This is a genomic window from Streptomyces sp. NPDC049040, from assembly GCF_043197715.1.
In the GTDB taxonomy this organism is placed as follows: Bacteria; Actinomycetota; Actinomycetes; order Streptomycetales; family Streptomycetaceae; genus Actinacidiphila.
In genome coordinates this window covers 59,539-76,544 of record NZ_JBICTO010000009.1, presented here as the reverse complement: position 1 = coordinate 76,544, position 17,006 = coordinate 59,539, and the positions used below count along the sequence as shown (strand labels likewise).

Genomic DNA, 17,006 nt, shown 5'->3' with positions numbered 1-17,006 from the left:
GAGAGCGTCAGTGACCACCTTGACCAAACCGGTGGACGATGCCGCCCCGGCCGCGTCCGACGCCTTCTTGTCGGTACGCGACCTGTACGTGCGCTTCTCCACCGAGGACGGCATCGTCAAGGCCGTCGACGGCCTGTCGTTCGACCTGCGGCGCGGCCAGACGCTGGGCATCGTCGGGGAGTCGGGCTCGGGCAAGTCGGTGACCAACCTGACCGTGCTCGGCCTGCACAACCCCGCGACCACCGAGGTGGCAGGCGAGATCGTGCTGGACGGCCAGGAGCTGACCGGGGCGAGCAACCGCACCCTGGAGAAGCTGCGCGGCAACAAGATGGCGATGATCTTCCAGGACTCGCTGACCGCCCTGTCGCCCTACTACACGATCGGCCGGCAGATCGCAGAGCCGTATGTGAAGCACAAGGGCGCAAGCAAGCGGGAAGGCAGGGAGCGGGCCATCGAGATGCTCGAGAAGGTCGGCATCCCGCAGCCCAGGATGCGGGTGGACGACTACCCGCACCAGTTCTCCGGCGGTATGCGGCAGCGGGCGATGATCGCCATGGCGCTGGTGTGCAACCCCGACCTGCTGATCGCCGACGAGCCGACCACCGCGCTCGACGTGACGGTACAGGCGCAGATCCTGGACCTGCTCAAGGACCTCCAGCAGGAGTTCGGCTCGGCGATCATCCTGATCACCCACGACCTGGGCGTGGTGTCCAACGTCGCCGACGACCTGCTGGTGATGTACGCGGGCAGGGCCGTGGAGCGCGGTTCGGTGCGCGAGCTGATCAACGAACCGCAGCACCCGTACACCTGGGGGCTGCTGGGGTCGATGCCGCGGCTGATGTCGGATGTGACGGAGCCGCTGACGCCGATCCCCGGGGCGCCGCCGAGCCTGCTCTCCCCGCCGCCGGGCTGCTCCTTCCACCCGCGCTGCGGCTTCACCGACCTGGTCGGCGGCGGCCGGTGCGCGGCCGAGGAACCGGTGCTGCCGGACGGGCGCGGCTCCGCGTGCCATCTCAGCGACGACCAGAAGCGGTCCGTGTTCATCGAGACGATTCAGCCGCGGCTCGGCTGACCGGTCGGCCCGAGAGAAAACTGGCAGGCATCCACATGAGCAACGACATCTCACTGTCCAAGGCCCCGGCCGGTGGCGCCGCCGCGGACACGGCCGGCGAGACCCTGCTGGAGGTCAGCGGGCTCACCAAGTACTTCCCCGTCATGGGCGGCTTCCCGATCAAACGGCGGGTCGGCTCCGTGCAGGCGGTGGACGGCATCGACCTGGCCGTTCGCGCCGGCGAGAGCTTCGGCCTGGTCGGCGAGTCCGGCTGCGGCAAGTCCACCACGGGGCGGCTGATCACCCGGCTGCTGGAGCCCACCGCCGGCACCATCAGCTACCGGGGCATGGACATCTCGCACGCCACCCGCAAGGAGCTGGCACCGGTCAGGTCCGAGATCCAGATGATCTTCCAGGACCCGTACTCGTCGCTCAACCCGCGGCAGACGGTCGGGACGATCATCGGCGGCCCGATGGAGATCAACGGGATCAACCCGACCGGCGGCCGGGAGAACCGGGTCCGCGAGCTGCTGGAGACCGTCGGGCTCAACCCCGAGCACTACAACCGCTTCCCGCACGAGTTCTCCGGCGGGCAGCGGCAGCGCATCGGGGTGGCAAGGGCGCTGGCGCTGGAGCCCAGGCTGATCGTGGCCGACGAGCCGGTCTCGGCGCTGGACGTGTCGATCCAGGCCCAGGTGGTCAACCTGCTCCAGCAGGTGCAGCGGGAGCTGGGCATCGCCTTCCTGTTCATCGCGCACGACCTGGCGATCGTCCGGCACTTCTCCGAGCGGGTCGCGGTGATGTACCTGGGCAAGATCGTGGAGGTGGGCGACCGCGACTCGATCTACCAGCGGCCCCGCCACCCCTACACGCACGCGCTGCTGTCGGCGGTGCCCGAGGTGGAGCTGGAGGAGGGGCAGCAGGAGCGGGAGCGCATCCGGCTGGCCGGTGACGTGCCGTCGCCGATCAACCCGCCGTCCGGGTGCCGCTTCCGCACCCGCTGCTGGAAGGCCGCGGACAAGTGCGCCGAGGAGGAGCCGCCGCTGATCCGGCTCGGCGGCGCCGACGAGGGGCATCTGACCGCCTGCCACTTCCCCGAGGAGCCGACGATCGCCGCCCGCGGCGAGGACATCGTGATGGACCCGGCGCTCGCCGCGATCGAGGGCATCTCGGATCGTCCGGCCTGAACCGCCGTACGGACCGCGCCGAACGGCCCCGGCGCGGTCCGTACGGCTCGGGTCGGCTGCCGGGTCCCCGGCGCCGCCCGGCTCGCGCGCGCTACTCCCCGCTCTGGACGATCTGCTTCTCCTCGGCGAAGTGGCACGCCGAGTCGTGCTCGGCCGGGCCCCCGGTGCCGCGGAAGACCTCAGGGACCGCCAGCAGCGGCTCCTCCACCACGCAGCGCTCCTGCGCCTTCCAGCAGCGGGTCCTGAAGCGGCACCCGGACGGCGGGTCGGCCGGCGAGGGCACATCGCCCTGGAGGATGATCCGCTCCCGCCTCTCCCGCGCCGCCGGGTCCGGTACCGGCACCGCGGACAGCAGCGCCTGGGTGTACGGGTGGGTGGGGTGGGAGTAGATCTCCTCGTCGGCGCCGATCTCCACGATCTTGCCCAGGTACATCACGCCGACCCGGTCGGAGATGTGCCGGACGATCGACAGGTCGTGCGCGATGAACATGTACGACAGCGTGAACTCGTCCTGCAGCCGCTCCATCAGGTTGACCACCTGCGCCTGCACCGACACGTCGAGCGCCGAGACCGGCTCGTCGGCGACGATGATCTCGGGCCGCAGTGCCAGGCCGCGGGCGATGCCGATGCGCTGCCGCTGGCCGCCGGAGAACTGGTGCGGATAGCGGTTGATGTACTCCGGGTTCAGACCGACCACGTCCAGCAGGTCCTGCACCCGCTTGCGCCGGTCGCCCTTGGGCGCCACCTCCGGGTGGATCTGGTACGGCTCCCCGATGATGTCGCCGACGGTCATGCGGGGGTTGAGCGAGGTGTAGGGGTCCTGGAAGACCATCTGGATGTTGCGCCGGACGGCTTTGAGCGCCTTGCCCGACAGCTTGGTGATGTCCTCGCCCCGGTAGCGGATCTCCCCCGCGGTCGGCTGCTCCAGGTTCATCAGCAGTTTGGCCACGGTGGACTTGCCGCAGCCGGACTCGCCCACGATGCCCAGCGTCTCGCCGGGGAAGAGGTCGAAGGACACCCCGTCGACCGCCTGCACCGCGCCGACCTGCCGCTTGAAGACGATGCCCTGGGTCAGCGGGAAGTGCTTGACCAGGCCCCGCACCTCCAGGATCGGCTCGCGCTTCGCGGGTCCGGAGTCGGACGGCTCAGGCCTTGTCGGCTGCGGCGCTGTCGTCACCGAGTGTCTCCTTCCAGAAGTGGCAGGCGCTGGCCCGGTCCTGGCTGACCCGGTAGAGCGGCGGTACGTCGGTGCGGCAGACGTCCCGGGCGATCGGGCAGCGCGGGTGGAAGGAGCAACCCGGCGGGATGTGCAGCAGGTTCGGCGGCAGGCCCTTGATCGCGTACAGCTCCTGGCCCTTCTGGTCCAGCCGGGGGATCGAGTCGAGCAGGCCCTTGGTGTACGGGTGGGCGGGCGCCCGGTAGATGTCGTGGACCGGCGAGGTCTCCACGATCTTGCCCGCGTACATCACCGCGATCTTGTCGGCGACGTCGGCGACCACGCCGAGGTCGTGGGTGATCAGGATCAGGCCCATGTTGAACTCGCGCTGGAGGTCGGCGAGCAAATCCATCACCTGGGCCTGGACGGTCACGTCGAGCGCGGTGGTGGGCTCGTCGGCGATGATCAGCTCGGGTTCGAGCGCCATCGCCATGGCGATCATCACCCGCTGCCGCATGCCGCCGGAGAACTGGTGCGGGTAGGACCTGATCCGCTCCTTGGCCGCCGGGATGCGGACCCGCTCCATCAGCTCGATCGCCTTGGCGCGGGCCTGCTTGCGGGACATGCCGCGGTGCACGGTGAACATCTCGCCGAGCTGCTCCCCCACGTTCAGCACCGGGTTGAGCGAGGACAGCGCGTCCTGGAAGATCATCGCCATCCTGGCGCCGCGCACCTTGCGGCGCTCCTCGCCGCTCAGAGTGAGCAGGTCGCGGCCCTGGAAGATGATCTTCCCCTGGGTGACGAAGCCGGGCGGGGAGTCCAGGATGCCCATGATCGCCTGGGCGGTGACCGACTTGCCCGACCCTGACTCTCCGAGCACCGCCAGGGTCTCCCCCGCGTCGACCGAGTACTCGACCCCGTTGACGGCCCGCGCGACGCCCTCCCTGGTGCGGAATTCGACGTGCAGGTTGCGCACGTCGAGCAGCGGACCACCGTACGTGCCGCCTTCTTCCTTGCTCAGCTCGACACTTGTGGCCATATCGGCGGGCTCCTCAGCGCAGCTTGGGGTCGAGGGCGTCGCGCACCGCGTCGCCGAGCATGATGAACGCCAAGACCGTCAGGCTCAGCGCACCGGCAGGCCACAGCAGCATGTGCGGGGCGTTGCGGATCTGGTTGGACGCGTCGGAGATGTCGATCCCCCAGGAGACGGTGGGCGGTTTGAGGCCGACGCCCAGGTAGGACAGCGTGGCCTCGAGGGCGATGTAGGTACCCAGCGCGATGGTGCCGACGACGATCACCGGGGCGACCGCGTTGGGCGCGATGTGCCGCAGCAGCATCCGGGAGTTGCCCGCGCCCAGGGCGCGGGCGGCCTGGACGTAGTCGTTCTGCCGGGCGGTGATGACCGACCCGCGCGCGATACGGGCGATCTGCGGCCAGCCGAGCAGCACCATGAAGCCGACCACCGGCCACACCGTGCTGTTGGTGACCACCGAGAGGAAGACCAGGCCGCCGAGCACCACGGGGATGCCGAAGAAGACATCGCTGATCCGGGACAGGATCGCGTCCCACCAGCCGCCGAAGAAGCCGGCCAGGCCGCCGAGCACGCTGCCGAGCAGCACCACCCCCGCGGTCGCGCAGACGCCGACGGTCACCGAGGCGCGGGCTCCGTAGACCACCCGGGTGTAGACGTCGCGGCCCTGGGTGTCGAAGCCGAACGGGTGACCCGACTCCGGTCCTGCCTGCGCCTTCTGCAGATTCGCCGCCAGCGGGTCCTGGGTGGCGATGGTGCCGGGCCACAGCGAGATGAAGACCAGGAACAGGATGATCAGCACCGAGATGATGAAGATCGGGTTGCGCCGCAGGTCGCGCCAGGCGTCCGACCACAGGCTGCGCGGCTTGCCGGCAGGGCCGCCGGGCTCCTGCCCGTGGCCCGGCGCGTGCTCCAGGGTGTCGGCGTCGGAGGCCGCCAGGTCCATCCCGGCGCCGTAGCCGCCGCCGGGGGCGATGGGGCCCTGCTCGGGATCCAGCGGATTGCGTTCAGGCATAACGGATCCTCGGGTCCAGGACCGCGTAGAGCAGGTCGACCAGCAGGTTCGCGATCAGGAAGACCAGCACCAGGATGGTGACGAAGCCGACCACGGTCGGCGCGTTGTTGCGCAGGATGCCCTGGTAGAGCTGGAAGCCGACACCGTGGATGTTGAAGATGCGCTCGGTGACGATGGCCCCGCCCATGAGGAAGCCGATGTCGGTGCCGATGAAGGTGACCACCGGGATCAGCGAGTTGCGCAGCAGGTGCCTGATGATGATCCGGTGCCGCGGCAGGCCCTTGGCGACCGCGGTGCGCAGGTAGTCGGCGCGGGTGTTCTCCGCGATCGAGGTACGGGTCAGCCGGGTGACGTAGGCCAGCGAGACCAGCGCGAGCACCAGGCCGGGCAGGATCAGCTCGTTGAAGGGCGCCTCCGGGGACACCGAGGGGCTGGTCCATCCGAGCTGGACGCCGAACAGGTACTGGAGCACGTAGCCGGTGACGAAGGTGGGCACCGAGATGACGATCAGGGTGAGCAGCAGCACCCCGGTGTCGACCGGCTTGCCGCGCTTCATGCCGGTGAGCACGCCGAGGGTGATGCCGATGATGATCTCGAAGATGATCGCCACGATGGTCAGCCGGATGGTGACCGGGAAGGCGCTGCCCATCAGGGTGAGGACGGGCTCGCCGTTGAAGGCGGTGCCGAAGTCGCCGGTGAAGATGTTCCTCATGTAGATCAGGTACTGCTGCCACAACGGGTCGTTGAGGTGCAGGTCCTCCCGGATCTGGGCCGCGGTGGCCGGGTCGGGCGCGCGGTCGCCGAAGAGCGCGGCGACCGGGTCGCCGAGCGCGTAGACCATGAAGAAGATCAGGAACGTGCTGCCGATGAACACCGGGATCATCTGGAGCAGCCGCCGGATCACATAGCGTCCCATGCGGAGCCTTCCGGGGAGTTCCGGGGAGTCTGGGGGCCGGGGGCCGCCGCTGCCGGCCTGCCGGCCGGTGCGGCGGCCCCCGGCCGCGGTGTCACTTGACCTTGATCTGGTTGTAGACAGGCACGCTGAACGGGTTCAGCGAGACGTTCGAGAGGTTGGACGAGTAGCCGGCGCTGCCGTTCTGGTACCACAGCGGGATCGCGGGCATGTCGATGACCAGCTGCTTCTCCGCCTCCTGGAACTTGCTCACCGAGTCGGCGGTGGAGGTGGCGGCGTTCGCCTCGTTGACCAGCTTGTCGAAGTTGGCGTTGCTGTAGTGCGAGTCGTTCGACGAGGCGTCGGTGAAGTACTGCGGCTGGAGGAAGTCCTGGATCAGCGGGTAGTCCATCTGCCAGCCGGCCCGGAAGGGGTCGTTCATCTGCTTGCTGGTGATCCGGTTGCGGAAGTCGGCGAAGGTGCCGATGGGGGCGCCGACGCAGGCCTTGTTGTTGCCCAGCGCGTTGTTGATGCTGTTGCAGACCGCGTCGACCCATTCCTTGTGCGAGCCGGTGTCCGCGTTGTACGAGATGGTGATCTTGCCGCCGGGCAGGCCGCCGCCCTCGGCGATCAGCTGCTTGGCCTTGTCGGCGTTGAAGGTGCACTCGTCACCGCAGAGCCCTGCCTTGAAGCCGCCCGCGTCGCCCAGCACCGGTGAGGTCCAGTCGGTGGCCGGGGTGCGGGTCTGCTGGAAGATCTGGTCGGTGATCTGCTTGCGGTCGATCGCCATCGACAGGCCCTGCCGGACCTTCGCGGAGTTCGCCGAGGACCAGCGCGAGCTGTAGAGCGGGAAGGAGATGGTCTGGATGATGCCGGCCGGCACGTTGATGTAGCGGTTGCCCAGGTCGCTCTTGACGTTGCGCAGCTGGGTGACCGGGACGTCGTCGACGAGGTCGATGTTGCCGGCCTGCAGGTCGGTGTACGCGGTGTTGTTGTCGGTGTAGACCCGCAGCTCCACCCCGCCGTTCTGCGCCGGGTCGGGGCCCTTGTAGCCGTCCCACTTCTTCAGCTCCATCTTGGAGCCCTTGGTGTACTGGGAGATCAGGTAGGGCCCGTTGCCGATCGGCTTGGCGAGCCACGCCTGGCGGTTGCTGAAGAACGCCTGCGGCAGCGGGTAGAAGGCCGCGTAGCCCAGGGTGTCGGGGAAGAGGGCGAACTTCTGGTTCAGCCTCACCTTGAACTCGGTGTCGGAGACCTTCGTCAGGCCGGACAGCGTGGTGGCGCTGGCCTTGGCCCCCGGGGTGTCGGGGTGCACCTTGTCGTAACCGTCGATGTAACTGAAGAAGGAGGCATTCAGCTGGGCGTTCTTCAGCTGCGTGTCGAAATTCCAGGCGTTGATGAAGGAGTCGGCGTTGACCGGCTCGCCGTTGCTGAAGGTCCACCCGGTCTTGAGCTTGATGTCGAAGTTCTGCGAGTCGGAGGAGGTGATCGACTGCGCGATCATGTTCTCCGCCTTGGCGGTCTTCGGGTTGTAGATCTTCAGCCCGCGGAACACCATGTCCAGCACCTTGCCGCCCTGCACCTCGTTGGTGTTGGCCGGCTCCAGTGGGTTCTGCGGGTCGCCCCAGGAGGCCCGTACGATGCCGCCGCCGCTGCCCGTCGAGCTGCCGCTACCACCGCTGTCACTGCTGCTGCCGCAGGCGGCGGCCGTCAGGGCGACGACTGTCACACCGACGGCCCACTTCACGCGCGTGGCTCCGCGCATCGCGTGCCTCCTCATGGGTCACAAATGACACTTCGTAACCCATGACACAGCAATCGGGGCAAAGCCGCACTTCTACTCCTGCGTGTCGCGTAGCCAATGCGTTGGCCAGAGCGCGACACGACGTCAGAAGGGGCGCCCCCGGCGGGGGCGCCCCTTCTGACGGTTGCTGCGGAGGGAGCGGTCAGGCCGCGCCCACCACGTCCTTCTCCTCGGCGAAGTGGCAGGCCGACTCGTGCTTGGCCGGGGAGTCCACCTCCGCGAACCGGGTCGGGATCGCCAGCAGCGGCTCCTCCGTCGCGCAGCGGTCCTCCGCCTTCCAGCAGCGGGTCCTGAACCGGCACCCGGACGGCGGGTTCGCCGGCGAGGGCACATCGCCCGACAGGATGATCCGCTCCCGGTGCTCGCGCGCCTCGGGGTCGGGCACCGGCACCGCGGACAGCAGCGCCTGGGTGTACGGGTGCGTGGGGTGCTCGTAGATCTCGGTGTCCGTACCGATCTCGGCCATCTTGCCCAGGTACATCACGCCCACCCGGTCCGAGATGTGCCGGACGATCGACAGGTCGTGCGCGATGAAGATGTAGGACAGGTTGAACTCGTCCTGCAGGTTCTCCATCAGGTTGATGACCTGTGCCTGCACCGACACGTCGAGCGCGGAGACCGGCTCGTCGCAGATGATGATCTCCGGGTTGAGCGCCAGGCCGCGGGCGATGCCGATGCGCTGCCGCTGGCCGCCGGAGAACTGGTGCGGGTACCGGTTGATGTACTCCGGGTTCAGACCGACGACGTCGAGCAGCTCCTCGACCCGCTTGCGGCGGTCGCCCTTGGGCGCCACCTCCGGGTGGATGTCGAAGGGCTCACCGATGATGTCGCCGACCGTCATACGCGGGTTGAGCGAGGTGTACGGGTCCTGGAACACCATCTGGATGTTGCGCCGGACCGCCTTGAGGGCGCGCCCGGACAGCTTGGTGATGTCCTGGCCCTTGTAGAAGACCTCGCCCGCGGTGGCCTGCTCCAGGTTCATCAGCAGCTTGGCCACGGTGGACTTGCCGCAGCCGGACTCGCCCACGATGCCCAGCGTCTCGCCCGCGTAGAGCTCGAAGGAGATGCCGTCGACCGCCTTGACCGCGCCGATCTGCCGCTTCACGACGATGCCCTGGGTCAGCGGGAAGTGCTTGACCAGGTTGCGCACCTGCAGGATCGGCTCGCGGTCGGCGAGCACGGCGGCGGCCGCCTCGGCCACCACCTCGTCGGCCGTGGTGGGCTCGGTCCTGGTGGGCTCGGAGGTCGCGGCGTCCACCGCCGCGGACTCGGAGTCCTTGGGGAGGGTGGAATCACTCACCGAGGGTCTCCTTCCAGAAGTGGCAGGCGCTGCCGCGCGCCGGGCCGACCGGGTGCAGCGCGGGCACGTCGGTACGGCAGATGTCCTGCGCCATCGGGCAGCGCGGGTTGAAGGCGCAGCCCGAGGGGATTCGGGTCAGGTTCGGCGGCAGGCCCTTGATCGCGTACAGCTCCTGGCCCTTCTGGTCCAGCCGCGGGATCGACTGGAGCAGGCCCTTGGTGTACGGGTGCGCCGGGTTGGCGTAGATGTCGTGGACGGGGGCGTCCTCGACGATGCGCCCCGCGTACATGACCGCGATCTTGTCGGCGACGTCGGCGACCACGCCGAGGTCGTGGGTGATCAGGATCAGGCCCATGTTGTACTCGCGCTGGAGCTCCGCGAGCAGCTCCATGACCTGGGCCTGGACCGTCACGTCGAGGGCCGTGGTCGGCTCGTCGGCGATGATCAGGTCGGGTTCGAGGGCCAGCGCCATGGCGATCATGATGCGCTGGCGCATACCGCCGGAGAACTGGTGCGGGTAGTCGCCGACCCGCTCCCTGGCGGCCGGGATGCGCACCCGGTCCATCAGCTCGATGGCCTTGGCCTTGGCGTCCTTGCGGGACAGGCCCTGGTGCACCCGGTACATCTCGCCGAGCTGGTAGCCCACGCTCAGCACCGGGTTCAGCGAGGACAGCGCGTCCTGGAAGATCATGGCGATCTTCCGGCCGCGGATCTTCCGCCGCTCCTCGCCGGACATCTTGAGCATGTCCCGGCCCTGGAAGAGGATCTCGCCCTTGGGGATCCGGGCCGGCGGCATGTCGAGGATGCCCATGACGGCCTGCGCCGAGACCGACTTGCCGGAGCCGGACTCGCCGAGCACCGCCAGCGTCTCGCCGGCGTTGACCGAGTAGTTGACACCGTTCACGGCCTTGGCGACGCCGTCGCGGGTGTGGAACTCCACGTGCAGGTCGCGTACTTCCAGCAGCGGCGCAAGCTTCGCGTCAGGCGCTGAAGCGTCCGATATATCGTCGATGACAGTCAACGTACGCCCTCCTAGCGCAGCTTGGGGTCAAGGGCGTCGCGGACCGCGTCGCCGAGCAGGATGAAGGCCAGCACCGTCACGCTGAGCGCGCCCGCGGGCCACAGCAGCATGTGCGGGGCGTTGCGGATCTGCTCCGCCGCCGAGGAGATGTCGATACCCCACGACACGGCCGGCGGCTTGAGGCCGACGCCGAGGAAGGACAGTGTCGCTTCCAGCGAAATGAAGGTGCCGAGCGCGATGGTGGACCATACGATGACGGGAGCCAGCGCGTTCGGGGCGATGTGCCGGAGCAGGACTCTGGAATGCCCCGCGCCGAGCGCCTTGGCGGCCAGTACGTAGTCCTGCTCCTTCGCGGTGATCACGGCACCGCGGGCGATGCGGGCCAGCTGCGGCCAGCCCAGCAGGATGATGAAGGTGGACACGGTGAGGACCGAGCCGCCCTTGACCGCGGAAAGGAAGACGACGCCGCCGAGCAGGATCGGGATGCCGAAGAAGATGTCGCTGATCCGGGAGAGGATCGCGTCCAGCCAGCCGCCGAAGTAGCCGGCGAGACCGCCGAGCAGCGCGCCCAGCACGCCGACTCCGAGCGTCGAGAAGATGCCGACCTCGACCGAGGCGCGGGCACCGTAGACGGTACGGGTGTAGACGTCGCAGCCCTGCTGGTCGAAGCCGAACCAGTGGCCGGCGCTGGGGCCGTTCTGCGAGTTGATCAGGTCGCACTGCAACGGGTCGCGGGTCGCGATCAGGCTGGGCCAGATCGCGATGAGGACCAGGAACAGGATGACCAGGGCCGATATGTAGAAGATCGGCTTGCGGCTCAGGTCGTACCACGCGTCGTTCCACAGGCTGCGCGGCTTGTCGCGCTTGTCCACGTCGGCGAGTGCCGCGGGACCGGCCGTCACGGGTGCGGCACCGTCGAGGATCACGGCGTCGGTGTTCTCAGGCATACCGGATCCTCGGGTCCAGGACCGCGTAGAGCAGGTCGACGAGCAGATTCGCGAGCAGGAAGACGATGACCAGGACGGTCACGAAGCCGACCACGGTCGGCGGGTTGTTGTGCACGATGCCCTGGTAGATCTGATACCCGACGCCGTGGATGTTGAAGATCCGCTCGGTGACCAGGGCGCCGGCCATCAGGTTGCCGATGTCCGTTCCCAGGAAGGTCACCACGGGTATCAGCGAGTTGCGCAGCATGTGGTTGGTGATCACCCGGCGCCGCGGCAGGCCCTTGGCCACCGCGGTGCGCAGGTAGTCGGCCCTGGTGTTCTCCGCGACCGAGGTGCGGGTCAGCCGGGCCACATACGCGAGGGAGACGCCGGCCAGTACCAGGCCCGGCATGATCAGATCCTTGAAGGGCGCCCCTTCACCGACCGAGGGATGCACGATCCCCCACTTCACGCCGAAGAAGTACTGCAGCACGAAGCCGGTGACGAAGGTGGGGATGGAGACCACGATCAGCGTCATGGCCAGCACGCCGGTGTCGAAGAACCGTCCGCGGCGCAGGCCGGCGAAAAGGCCGAGCGCCACACCGACGACCGCCTCGATCACGAAGGCCACGACGGTGAGCCGCAGCGTGACCGGGTAGGCCGTGCCGAGCAGCTCGGTGACCGGCTGGCCGTTGGCGGCCTTGCCGAAGTCACCGGTGAGGATGCCCCACATGTAGATGCCGTACTGCTGGATCAGCGGGTCGTTCAGATGCAGGTCGTGCCTGATCTGAGCTGCCGTTGCGGGATCCGGCGTGCGGTCTCCGAACATGGCGGCAACGGGATCACCGAGCCCGTAGACCATGACGAAAATCAACAAAGTGGTTCCGATGAAGACCGGAACCATCTGGAGCAGTCGCCTGATGACGTAGCGCCCCATCTGCCCTCCAGGGATCGGGGCAGACGGCGGCCGGGGCTTGTGGCCCCGGCCGACATCCACACCGCGAGCGGTTGTTTGTCAGTTCCCCCGCAAGCGTGCCCGGACGTCTCCCCTGTTCGGACTCGCCTACTGCTGGTGGTGCTTGATCAGGGTCAGTTGACCGTGATGTCGGTGAAGATGGGGTAGCTGAACGCGTTCTCCTTGACGTTGGAGACCTTGGACGACCAACCCGCCTGACCGTTCTGGTACCACAGCGGGACGACCGGCATGTCCGTGAGGACCTGCTTCTCGGCCTGCTGGTACAGCGAGATCGACTTGGCCTTGTCAGGCTCGGCGTTGGCCTGCTTGATCAGGTTGTCGACCGTCTTGTTCGTGTACTTCGAGTCGTTCGAGCTACCGCCGGTGGCGTACAGCGGCGTGATGAAGTCGTCGATCAGCGGGTAGTCCATCTGCCAGCCGGAACGGAACGGCTGGGTCATCTGGCCCTTGGTGATCTGGTCGCGGAAGTCCGCGAAGGTGCCCGTGGGGGCGCCGACGCAGGCCTTGTTGTTGCCCAGCACGTGGTTGATGCTGTTGCAGACCGCGTCGACCCATTCCTTGTGCGAGCCGGAGTCGGCGTTGTAGCCGAGCTTCATCTGGCCGCCGGGGATGCCGCCGCCTTCGGTGATCAGCTGCTTGGCCTTGACCGGGTCGTACTTGACCGAGTCGCCGGCGAGGCTGTCGCTGTAACCGCCGGTCGCGCCCAGCACCGGGGAGGTGAGGTCGAGGGCCGGGGTACGGGTGCCACCGAAGATCTTGTCGGTGATCGTCTTGCGGTCGATCGCCATGGAGATGCCCAGGCGGACCTTCTCCATGCCCGGCTTGTTCCACTCCGCCTTGTACATCGGGAAGGAGAACGTCTGGATGATGCCGGCCGGCGAGTTGAGGTAGCGGCCGTCCAGGTCGTTCTTCACGTGCGGCAGGTCGGCGGCCGGGATGTCGTCCAGGACGTCCAGCTGGCCGGACTGCAGGTCCGCGTAGGCGGTGTCGCTGCTGGTGTAGACCTTCAGCAGGACGCCCTTGTTCTTCGGCTTGCTCGGACCCGTGTAGTTCGGGTTCGGGACCAGCTTCATGCTCGCGCCCTTGGTGTAGGACTCGATCATGTACGGGCCGTCGCCGATCGGCTTCTTCAGGTACTCGGCGTGGTTGTCGAAGAACTCCTTGGGCAGCGGCGCGAAGGCCTTGTAGCCCAGGCGGTCCGGCCACGTGGAGAACTTCTGGGACAGCTTCACCGTGAAGGTGTGGTCGTCCACGACCTTCAGACCGGACATGGTCTTCGCGGTCGGCGCGGACTTCTCGTCGGCCGGGTGGACGGCCGCGTAGCCGTCGATGTCCGCGAAGAAGTAGGCGTTCAGCTGCTTGTTGGTGAGCAGGGCACCGTAGTTCCAGGCGTCCACGAAGGAGCTGGCGGTGACCGGCGTGCCGTCCGAGAACTTCAGGTCCGGCTTGATCTTGATGGTGAAGTTCTGCTGGTCGGTCGAGGTGATCGAGTCAGCGGCCTCAAGGTTGGGCTTGCCGGTGGCGTCGTACTCCTTGAGGTTCATGAAGATCATGTCGAGGACCTTGCCGCCCTGCACCTCGTTGGTGTTGGCAGGCTCGAGCGGGTTCTGGGGGTCGCCCCACCACGCTCGGACGATCCCGTCGCTGGACGATCCACTGGACTTGGCCTTGTCCTTGCCGTCCGAGTCATCGCTCGAACTGCAGGCGGTCGCTGCGAGGGCGATCACGGCCGCACCTACGACCCACTTGGCGCTCTTGGCACCGCGCATGGGTTTGCCTCCTCAAGAGTCACTGTCGATACGTGAAAGGAAGGCCGGACGCTCACTGACACCCCTGACAGCGACTACGGCCTTCCTGTGCTCGTGAGTCGGCGCTCCCCATCAGCGCGTGACCCATTGACCCGAGCTCAACTTCGTCCCACTATCGGGCACGTTTGAAGTCGGATCGACACAGGGTTGGTCTCGCTTTGGTCACATCAACGGTGAGCGTGTTCCAGAATCCGGACATTATGGAACGTAGACAGACACCGGCGAAATGGGCAGTGTGACCTATCTAACGGTGATTGCCGTCCGGAAACCGGACGCGACGGGCCACGAAAGAGGGGCCCAGGATAGCCCTGGACCCCTCACCGTTTCATTGGCGGTCAGTGAGCGTCAGCGCTTGGCGCGGGACGCGGCACGACCCCGCTCCTTCTGGTCGAGGACCACCTTACGGATCCTGACCGTCTCCGGAGTGACTTCGATGCATTCATCGTCCCTGCAGAACTCCAAGGACTGTTCAAGAGACAGCTTGCGCGGGGGCACCACGTTCTCGGTGTTGTCCGCGGACGCGGCGCGCATGTTGGTGAGCTTCTTCTCCTTGGTGATGTTCACGTCCATGTCGTCGGACCGCGAGTTCTCACCGATGATCATGCCCTCGTAGACCTCCGTGGTCGGCTCGACGAAGATCACACCGCGCTCCTGCAGGTTGATCATCGCGAACGGCGTGACCACGCCGGAGCGGTCGGCCACCAGCGAGCCGTTGTTGCGGGTGCGCAGCTCGCCGAACCAGGGCTCGTGGCCCTCGAAGAGGGAGTGCGCGATGCCCGTGCCGCGGGTCTGGGTCAGGAACTCGGTACGGAAGCCGATCAGGCCGCGGGACGGCACGATCCACTCCATCCGGATCCAGCCGGAGCCGTGGTTGGTCATCGTCTCCATGCGGGCCTTGCGGGCCGCCATGAGCTGCGTGATGGCGCCCAGGTGCTCCTCGGGGGAGTCGATGGTCAGCCGCTCGATCGGCTCGTGGACCTTGCCGTTGACCTCCTTGGTGACCACCTCGGGCTTGCCCACGGTCAGCTCGAAGCCCTCCCGGCGCATGGTCTCCACCAGGATGGCCAGCGCCAGTTCACCGCGGCCCTGCACCTCCCAGGTGTCGGGACGCTCGGTGGGCAGCACCCGGAGGCTGACGTTGCCGATCAGCTCGCGGTCCAGCCGGTCCTTGACCTGGCGGGCCGTGACCTTGTGGCCCTTGCCGCCCTTGCCGACCAGCGGCGAGGTGTTCGTGCCGATGGTCATCGAGATGGCCGGCTCGTCGACGGTGATCAGCGGCAGCGCGATCGGATTCTCCGGGTCGGCCAGCGTCTCGCCGATCATGATGTCCGGGATGCCGGCCACCGCGCAGATGTCACCGGGGCCCGCGCTCTCCGCGGGCTTGCGGGTCAGCGCCTCGGTCATCATCAGCTCGGTGATGCGGACGCTGGAGATGGTGCCGTCGCGCTTGATCCAGGCGACGGTCTGCCCCTTCTTCAGGTGGCCCTGCTCGACCCGCAGCAGCGCGATACGGCCGAGGAAGTTGTCCGCGTCCAGGTTGGTGACGTGCGCCTGGAGCGGGGCCGCCTCGTCGTACGTCGGGGCCGGGACGGTGGACAGGATGGTGGAGAAGAACGGCTCCAGGCTGTCGCTGTCGGCCGGGACCGTGCCGTTCTCCGGCTTGGTCAGCGACGCGACGCCGTCACGGGCGCACGCGTAGACGATCGGGAACTCGATCTGGTCCTCGTCCGCGTCCAGGTCGAGGAAGAGGTCGTAGGTCTCGTTGACGACCTCGTCGATCCTGGAGTCGGGGCGGTCGGTCTTGTTGATGCACAGGATCACCGGCAGCCTGGCCGTGAGCGCCTTGCGCAGCACGAAGCGGGTCTGCGGCAGCGGCCCCTCGGACGCGTCCACCAGCAGCACCACAGCGTCCACCATGGACAGGCCGCGCTCGACCTCACCGCCGAAGTCGGCGTGTCCCGGGGTGTCGATGATGTTGATGGTGACCGGGTCCCCGCCGTCCTTCGGGTGGTACTTCACGGCGGTGTTCTTCGCGAGAATGGTGATGCCCTTCTCGCGCTCCAGGTCGTTGGAGTCCATCATCCGGTCGTCCAGATGCTGGTGAGCTGCGAAGGCCCCGGCCTGCTTGAGCATGGCGTCGACGAGGGTCGTCTTGCCGTGGTCGACATGGGCGACGATGGCGACGTTACGGATATCGTGGCGCGTGGACATGCGGCGGCGCTTCTCCCGGAATCGTGGATGGCGTCGCGTTCCTCTTCGACGCGCTCGCCCGTGCCGGGCAGAAGTCACGCCGCGGCCGTTTCCCATGGTACGTGCCAGCACCCCGGGCTGCGCCCGGCAGACCACCCGGGGTACCGCGACCGGTACTCGGGGTGCCCTCGGCGGGCCCCGGCGGCGGGGATTCCCGCAGGTGGCGACAAGATCTCGTCGTGTCCACGCCATCCGTCGTCCCCCAGGGCGAATCCGTGCCGCCACTGCCGGGCTCGCGCATCCCCGGCTGACCCGCACCCCCTCGGGGGCGGTCATCACCCGACGACGGGGACGCCGCGTAGCCACGGCAAGGGGCACCCCGAGGCGCCCCCTCGCCCACGGGTCACCGACCGCAGAGGGCACCCCCCAGGGGCGCGAGGAACTGCGCGACCAGCCACGACCACGGGGACGGCCGCGCAACCACCGCAAGGGGCACCCCGGAGCCGCCCCTCGCCCACGGGTCACCGACCCCAGAGGGCACCCCCCAGGGGCGCAAGGAACTGCGCGACCAGCCACGACCACGGGGACGGCCGCGCAACCACCGCAAGGGGCACCCCGGAGCCGCCCCTCGCCCACGGGTCACCGACCCC

Annotated in this window: 13 protein-coding genes; 2 read left to right on the top strand and 11 right to left on the bottom strand. The window is 67.9% G+C overall.

Annotated elements, in window-relative coordinates; translation table 11 throughout:
* Positions 1-10 precede the first annotated feature (10 nt).
* Together ACGFMP_RS22865 and ACGFMP_RS22860 are read left to right on the top strand one after the other, a co-directional pair.
* The gene (locus ACGFMP_RS22865) at positions 11-1,072 is read left to right on the top strand and encodes an ABC transporter ATP-binding protein (RefSeq protein WP_393674745.1); all 1,062 of its coding nucleotides are present in this window, start codon (positions 11-13) and stop codon (positions 1,070-1,072) included.
* A gap of 35 nt (positions 1,073-1,107) precedes the next feature.
* Positions 1,108-2,238 (top strand): ABC transporter ATP-binding protein, encoded by a 1,131-nt coding sequence (locus ACGFMP_RS22860; RefSeq protein ID WP_393674743.1) that lies wholly within the window; start codon positions 1,108-1,110, stop codon positions 2,236-2,238.
* A gap of 91 nt (positions 2,239-2,329) precedes the next feature.
* On the opposite strand, the gene ACGFMP_RS22855 is transcribed toward ACGFMP_RS22860, so the two are convergent.
* The 11 genes from ACGFMP_RS22855 to typA form a co-directional block, all read right to left on the bottom strand.
* On the bottom strand, positions 2,330-3,415 hold the full coding sequence (locus tag ACGFMP_RS22855; RefSeq protein ID WP_393674741.1) for an ABC transporter ATP-binding protein: 1,086 nt from the start codon (positions 3,413-3,415) through the stop codon (positions 2,330-2,332).
* Positions 3,384-4,433 (bottom strand): ABC transporter ATP-binding protein, encoded by a 1,050-nt coding sequence (locus tag ACGFMP_RS22850; RefSeq protein WP_393674740.1) that lies wholly within the window; start codon positions 4,431-4,433, stop codon positions 3,384-3,386. The genes ACGFMP_RS22855 and ACGFMP_RS22850 overlap by 32 nt, the downstream gene beginning before the upstream one ends.
* A gap of 13 nt (positions 4,434-4,446) precedes the next feature.
* The gene (locus ACGFMP_RS22845; RefSeq protein WP_393674739.1) at positions 4,447-5,439 is read right to left on the bottom strand and encodes an ABC transporter permease; all 993 of its coding nucleotides are present in this window, start codon (positions 5,437-5,439) and stop codon (positions 4,447-4,449) included.
* The gene (locus ACGFMP_RS22840) at positions 5,432-6,355 is read right to left on the bottom strand and encodes an ABC transporter permease (RefSeq protein ID WP_393674738.1); all 924 of its coding nucleotides are present in this window, start codon (positions 6,353-6,355) and stop codon (positions 5,432-5,434) included. Before ACGFMP_RS22840 ends, ACGFMP_RS22845 begins: the two co-directional genes overlap by 8 nt.
* Before the next feature lie 91 nt (positions 6,356-6,446).
* On the bottom strand, positions 6,447-8,096 hold the full coding sequence (locus ACGFMP_RS22835; protein ID WP_393674736.1) for an ABC transporter substrate-binding protein: 1,650 nt from the start codon (positions 8,094-8,096) through the stop codon (positions 6,447-6,449).
* Positions 8,097-8,277: 181 nt separating this feature from the next.
* Positions 8,278-9,393, bottom strand: coding sequence for an ABC transporter ATP-binding protein (locus tag ACGFMP_RS22830; protein WP_393674978.1), 1,116 nt, complete (start codon positions 9,391-9,393; stop codon positions 8,278-8,280).
* Positions 9,394-9,427: 34 nt separating this feature from the next.
* Positions 9,428-10,456: an ABC transporter ATP-binding protein gene (locus ACGFMP_RS22825; protein WP_393674735.1), complete on the bottom strand. Its 1,029-nt coding sequence runs from the start codon at positions 10,454-10,456 to the stop codon at positions 9,428-9,430.
* 11 nt (positions 10,457-10,467) lie between these two features.
* The gene (locus tag ACGFMP_RS22820) at positions 10,468-11,403 is read right to left on the bottom strand and encodes an ABC transporter permease (RefSeq protein ID WP_393674734.1); all 936 of its coding nucleotides are present in this window, start codon (positions 11,401-11,403) and stop codon (positions 10,468-10,470) included.
* Positions 11,396-12,319 carry an ABC transporter permease gene (locus ACGFMP_RS22815; protein WP_393674732.1) on the bottom strand — a complete coding sequence of 308 codons (924 nt, stop codon included), beginning with the start codon at positions 12,317-12,319 and terminating at the stop codon, positions 11,396-11,398. Before ACGFMP_RS22815 ends, ACGFMP_RS22820 begins: the two co-directional genes overlap by 8 nt.
* A gap of 152 nt (positions 12,320-12,471) precedes the next feature.
* Positions 12,472-14,127: an ABC transporter substrate-binding protein gene (locus ACGFMP_RS22810; RefSeq protein WP_393674731.1), complete on the bottom strand. Its 1,656-nt coding sequence runs from the start codon at positions 14,125-14,127 to the stop codon at positions 12,472-12,474.
* A gap of 384 nt (positions 14,128-14,511) precedes the next feature.
* Complete coding sequence (gene typA, locus ACGFMP_RS22805) at positions 14,512-16,377, bottom strand: translational GTPase TypA (RefSeq protein ID WP_393674729.1); 1,866 nt, start codon at positions 16,375-16,377, stop codon at positions 14,512-14,514.
* Positions 16,378-17,006 lie beyond the last annotated feature (629 nt).

What these genes read in the sequence shown, in the direction of transcription:
- ACGFMP_RS22815 (WP_393674732.1), bottom strand. Translation starts at nt 12,319, where the DNA reads ATGGGGCGCTACGTCATCAGGCGACTGCTCCAGATGGTTCCGGTCTTC.
- ACGFMP_RS22835 (WP_393674736.1), bottom strand. Translation starts at nt 8,096, where the DNA reads ATGCGCGGAGCCACGCGCGTGAAGTGGGCCGTCGGTGTGACAGTCGTC.
- ACGFMP_RS22820 (WP_393674734.1), bottom strand. Translation starts at nt 11,403, where the DNA reads ATGCCTGAGAACACCGACGCCGTGATCCTCGACGGTGCCGCACCCGTG.
- ACGFMP_RS22840 (WP_393674738.1), bottom strand. Translation starts at nt 6,355, where the DNA reads ATGGGACGCTATGTGATCCGGCGGCTGCTCCAGATGATCCCGGTGTTC.
- ACGFMP_RS22860 (WP_393674743.1), top strand. Translation starts at nt 1,108, where the DNA reads ATGAGCAACGACATCTCACTGTCCAAGGCCCCGGCCGGTGGCGCCGCC.
- ACGFMP_RS22810 (WP_393674731.1), bottom strand. Translation starts at nt 14,127, where the DNA reads ATGCGCGGTGCCAAGAGCGCCAAGTGGGTCGTAGGTGCGGCCGTGATC.
- ACGFMP_RS22845 (WP_393674739.1), bottom strand. Translation starts at nt 5,439, where the DNA reads ATGCCTGAACGCAATCCGCTGGATCCCGAGCAGGGCCCCATCGCCCCC.
- ACGFMP_RS22850 (WP_393674740.1), bottom strand. Translation starts at nt 4,433, where the DNA reads ATGGCCACAAGTGTCGAGCTGAGCAAGGAAGAAGGCGGCACGTACGGT.
- typA (WP_393674729.1), bottom strand. Translation starts at nt 16,377, where the DNA reads ATGTCCACGCGCCACGATATCCGTAACGTCGCCATCGTCGCCCATGTC.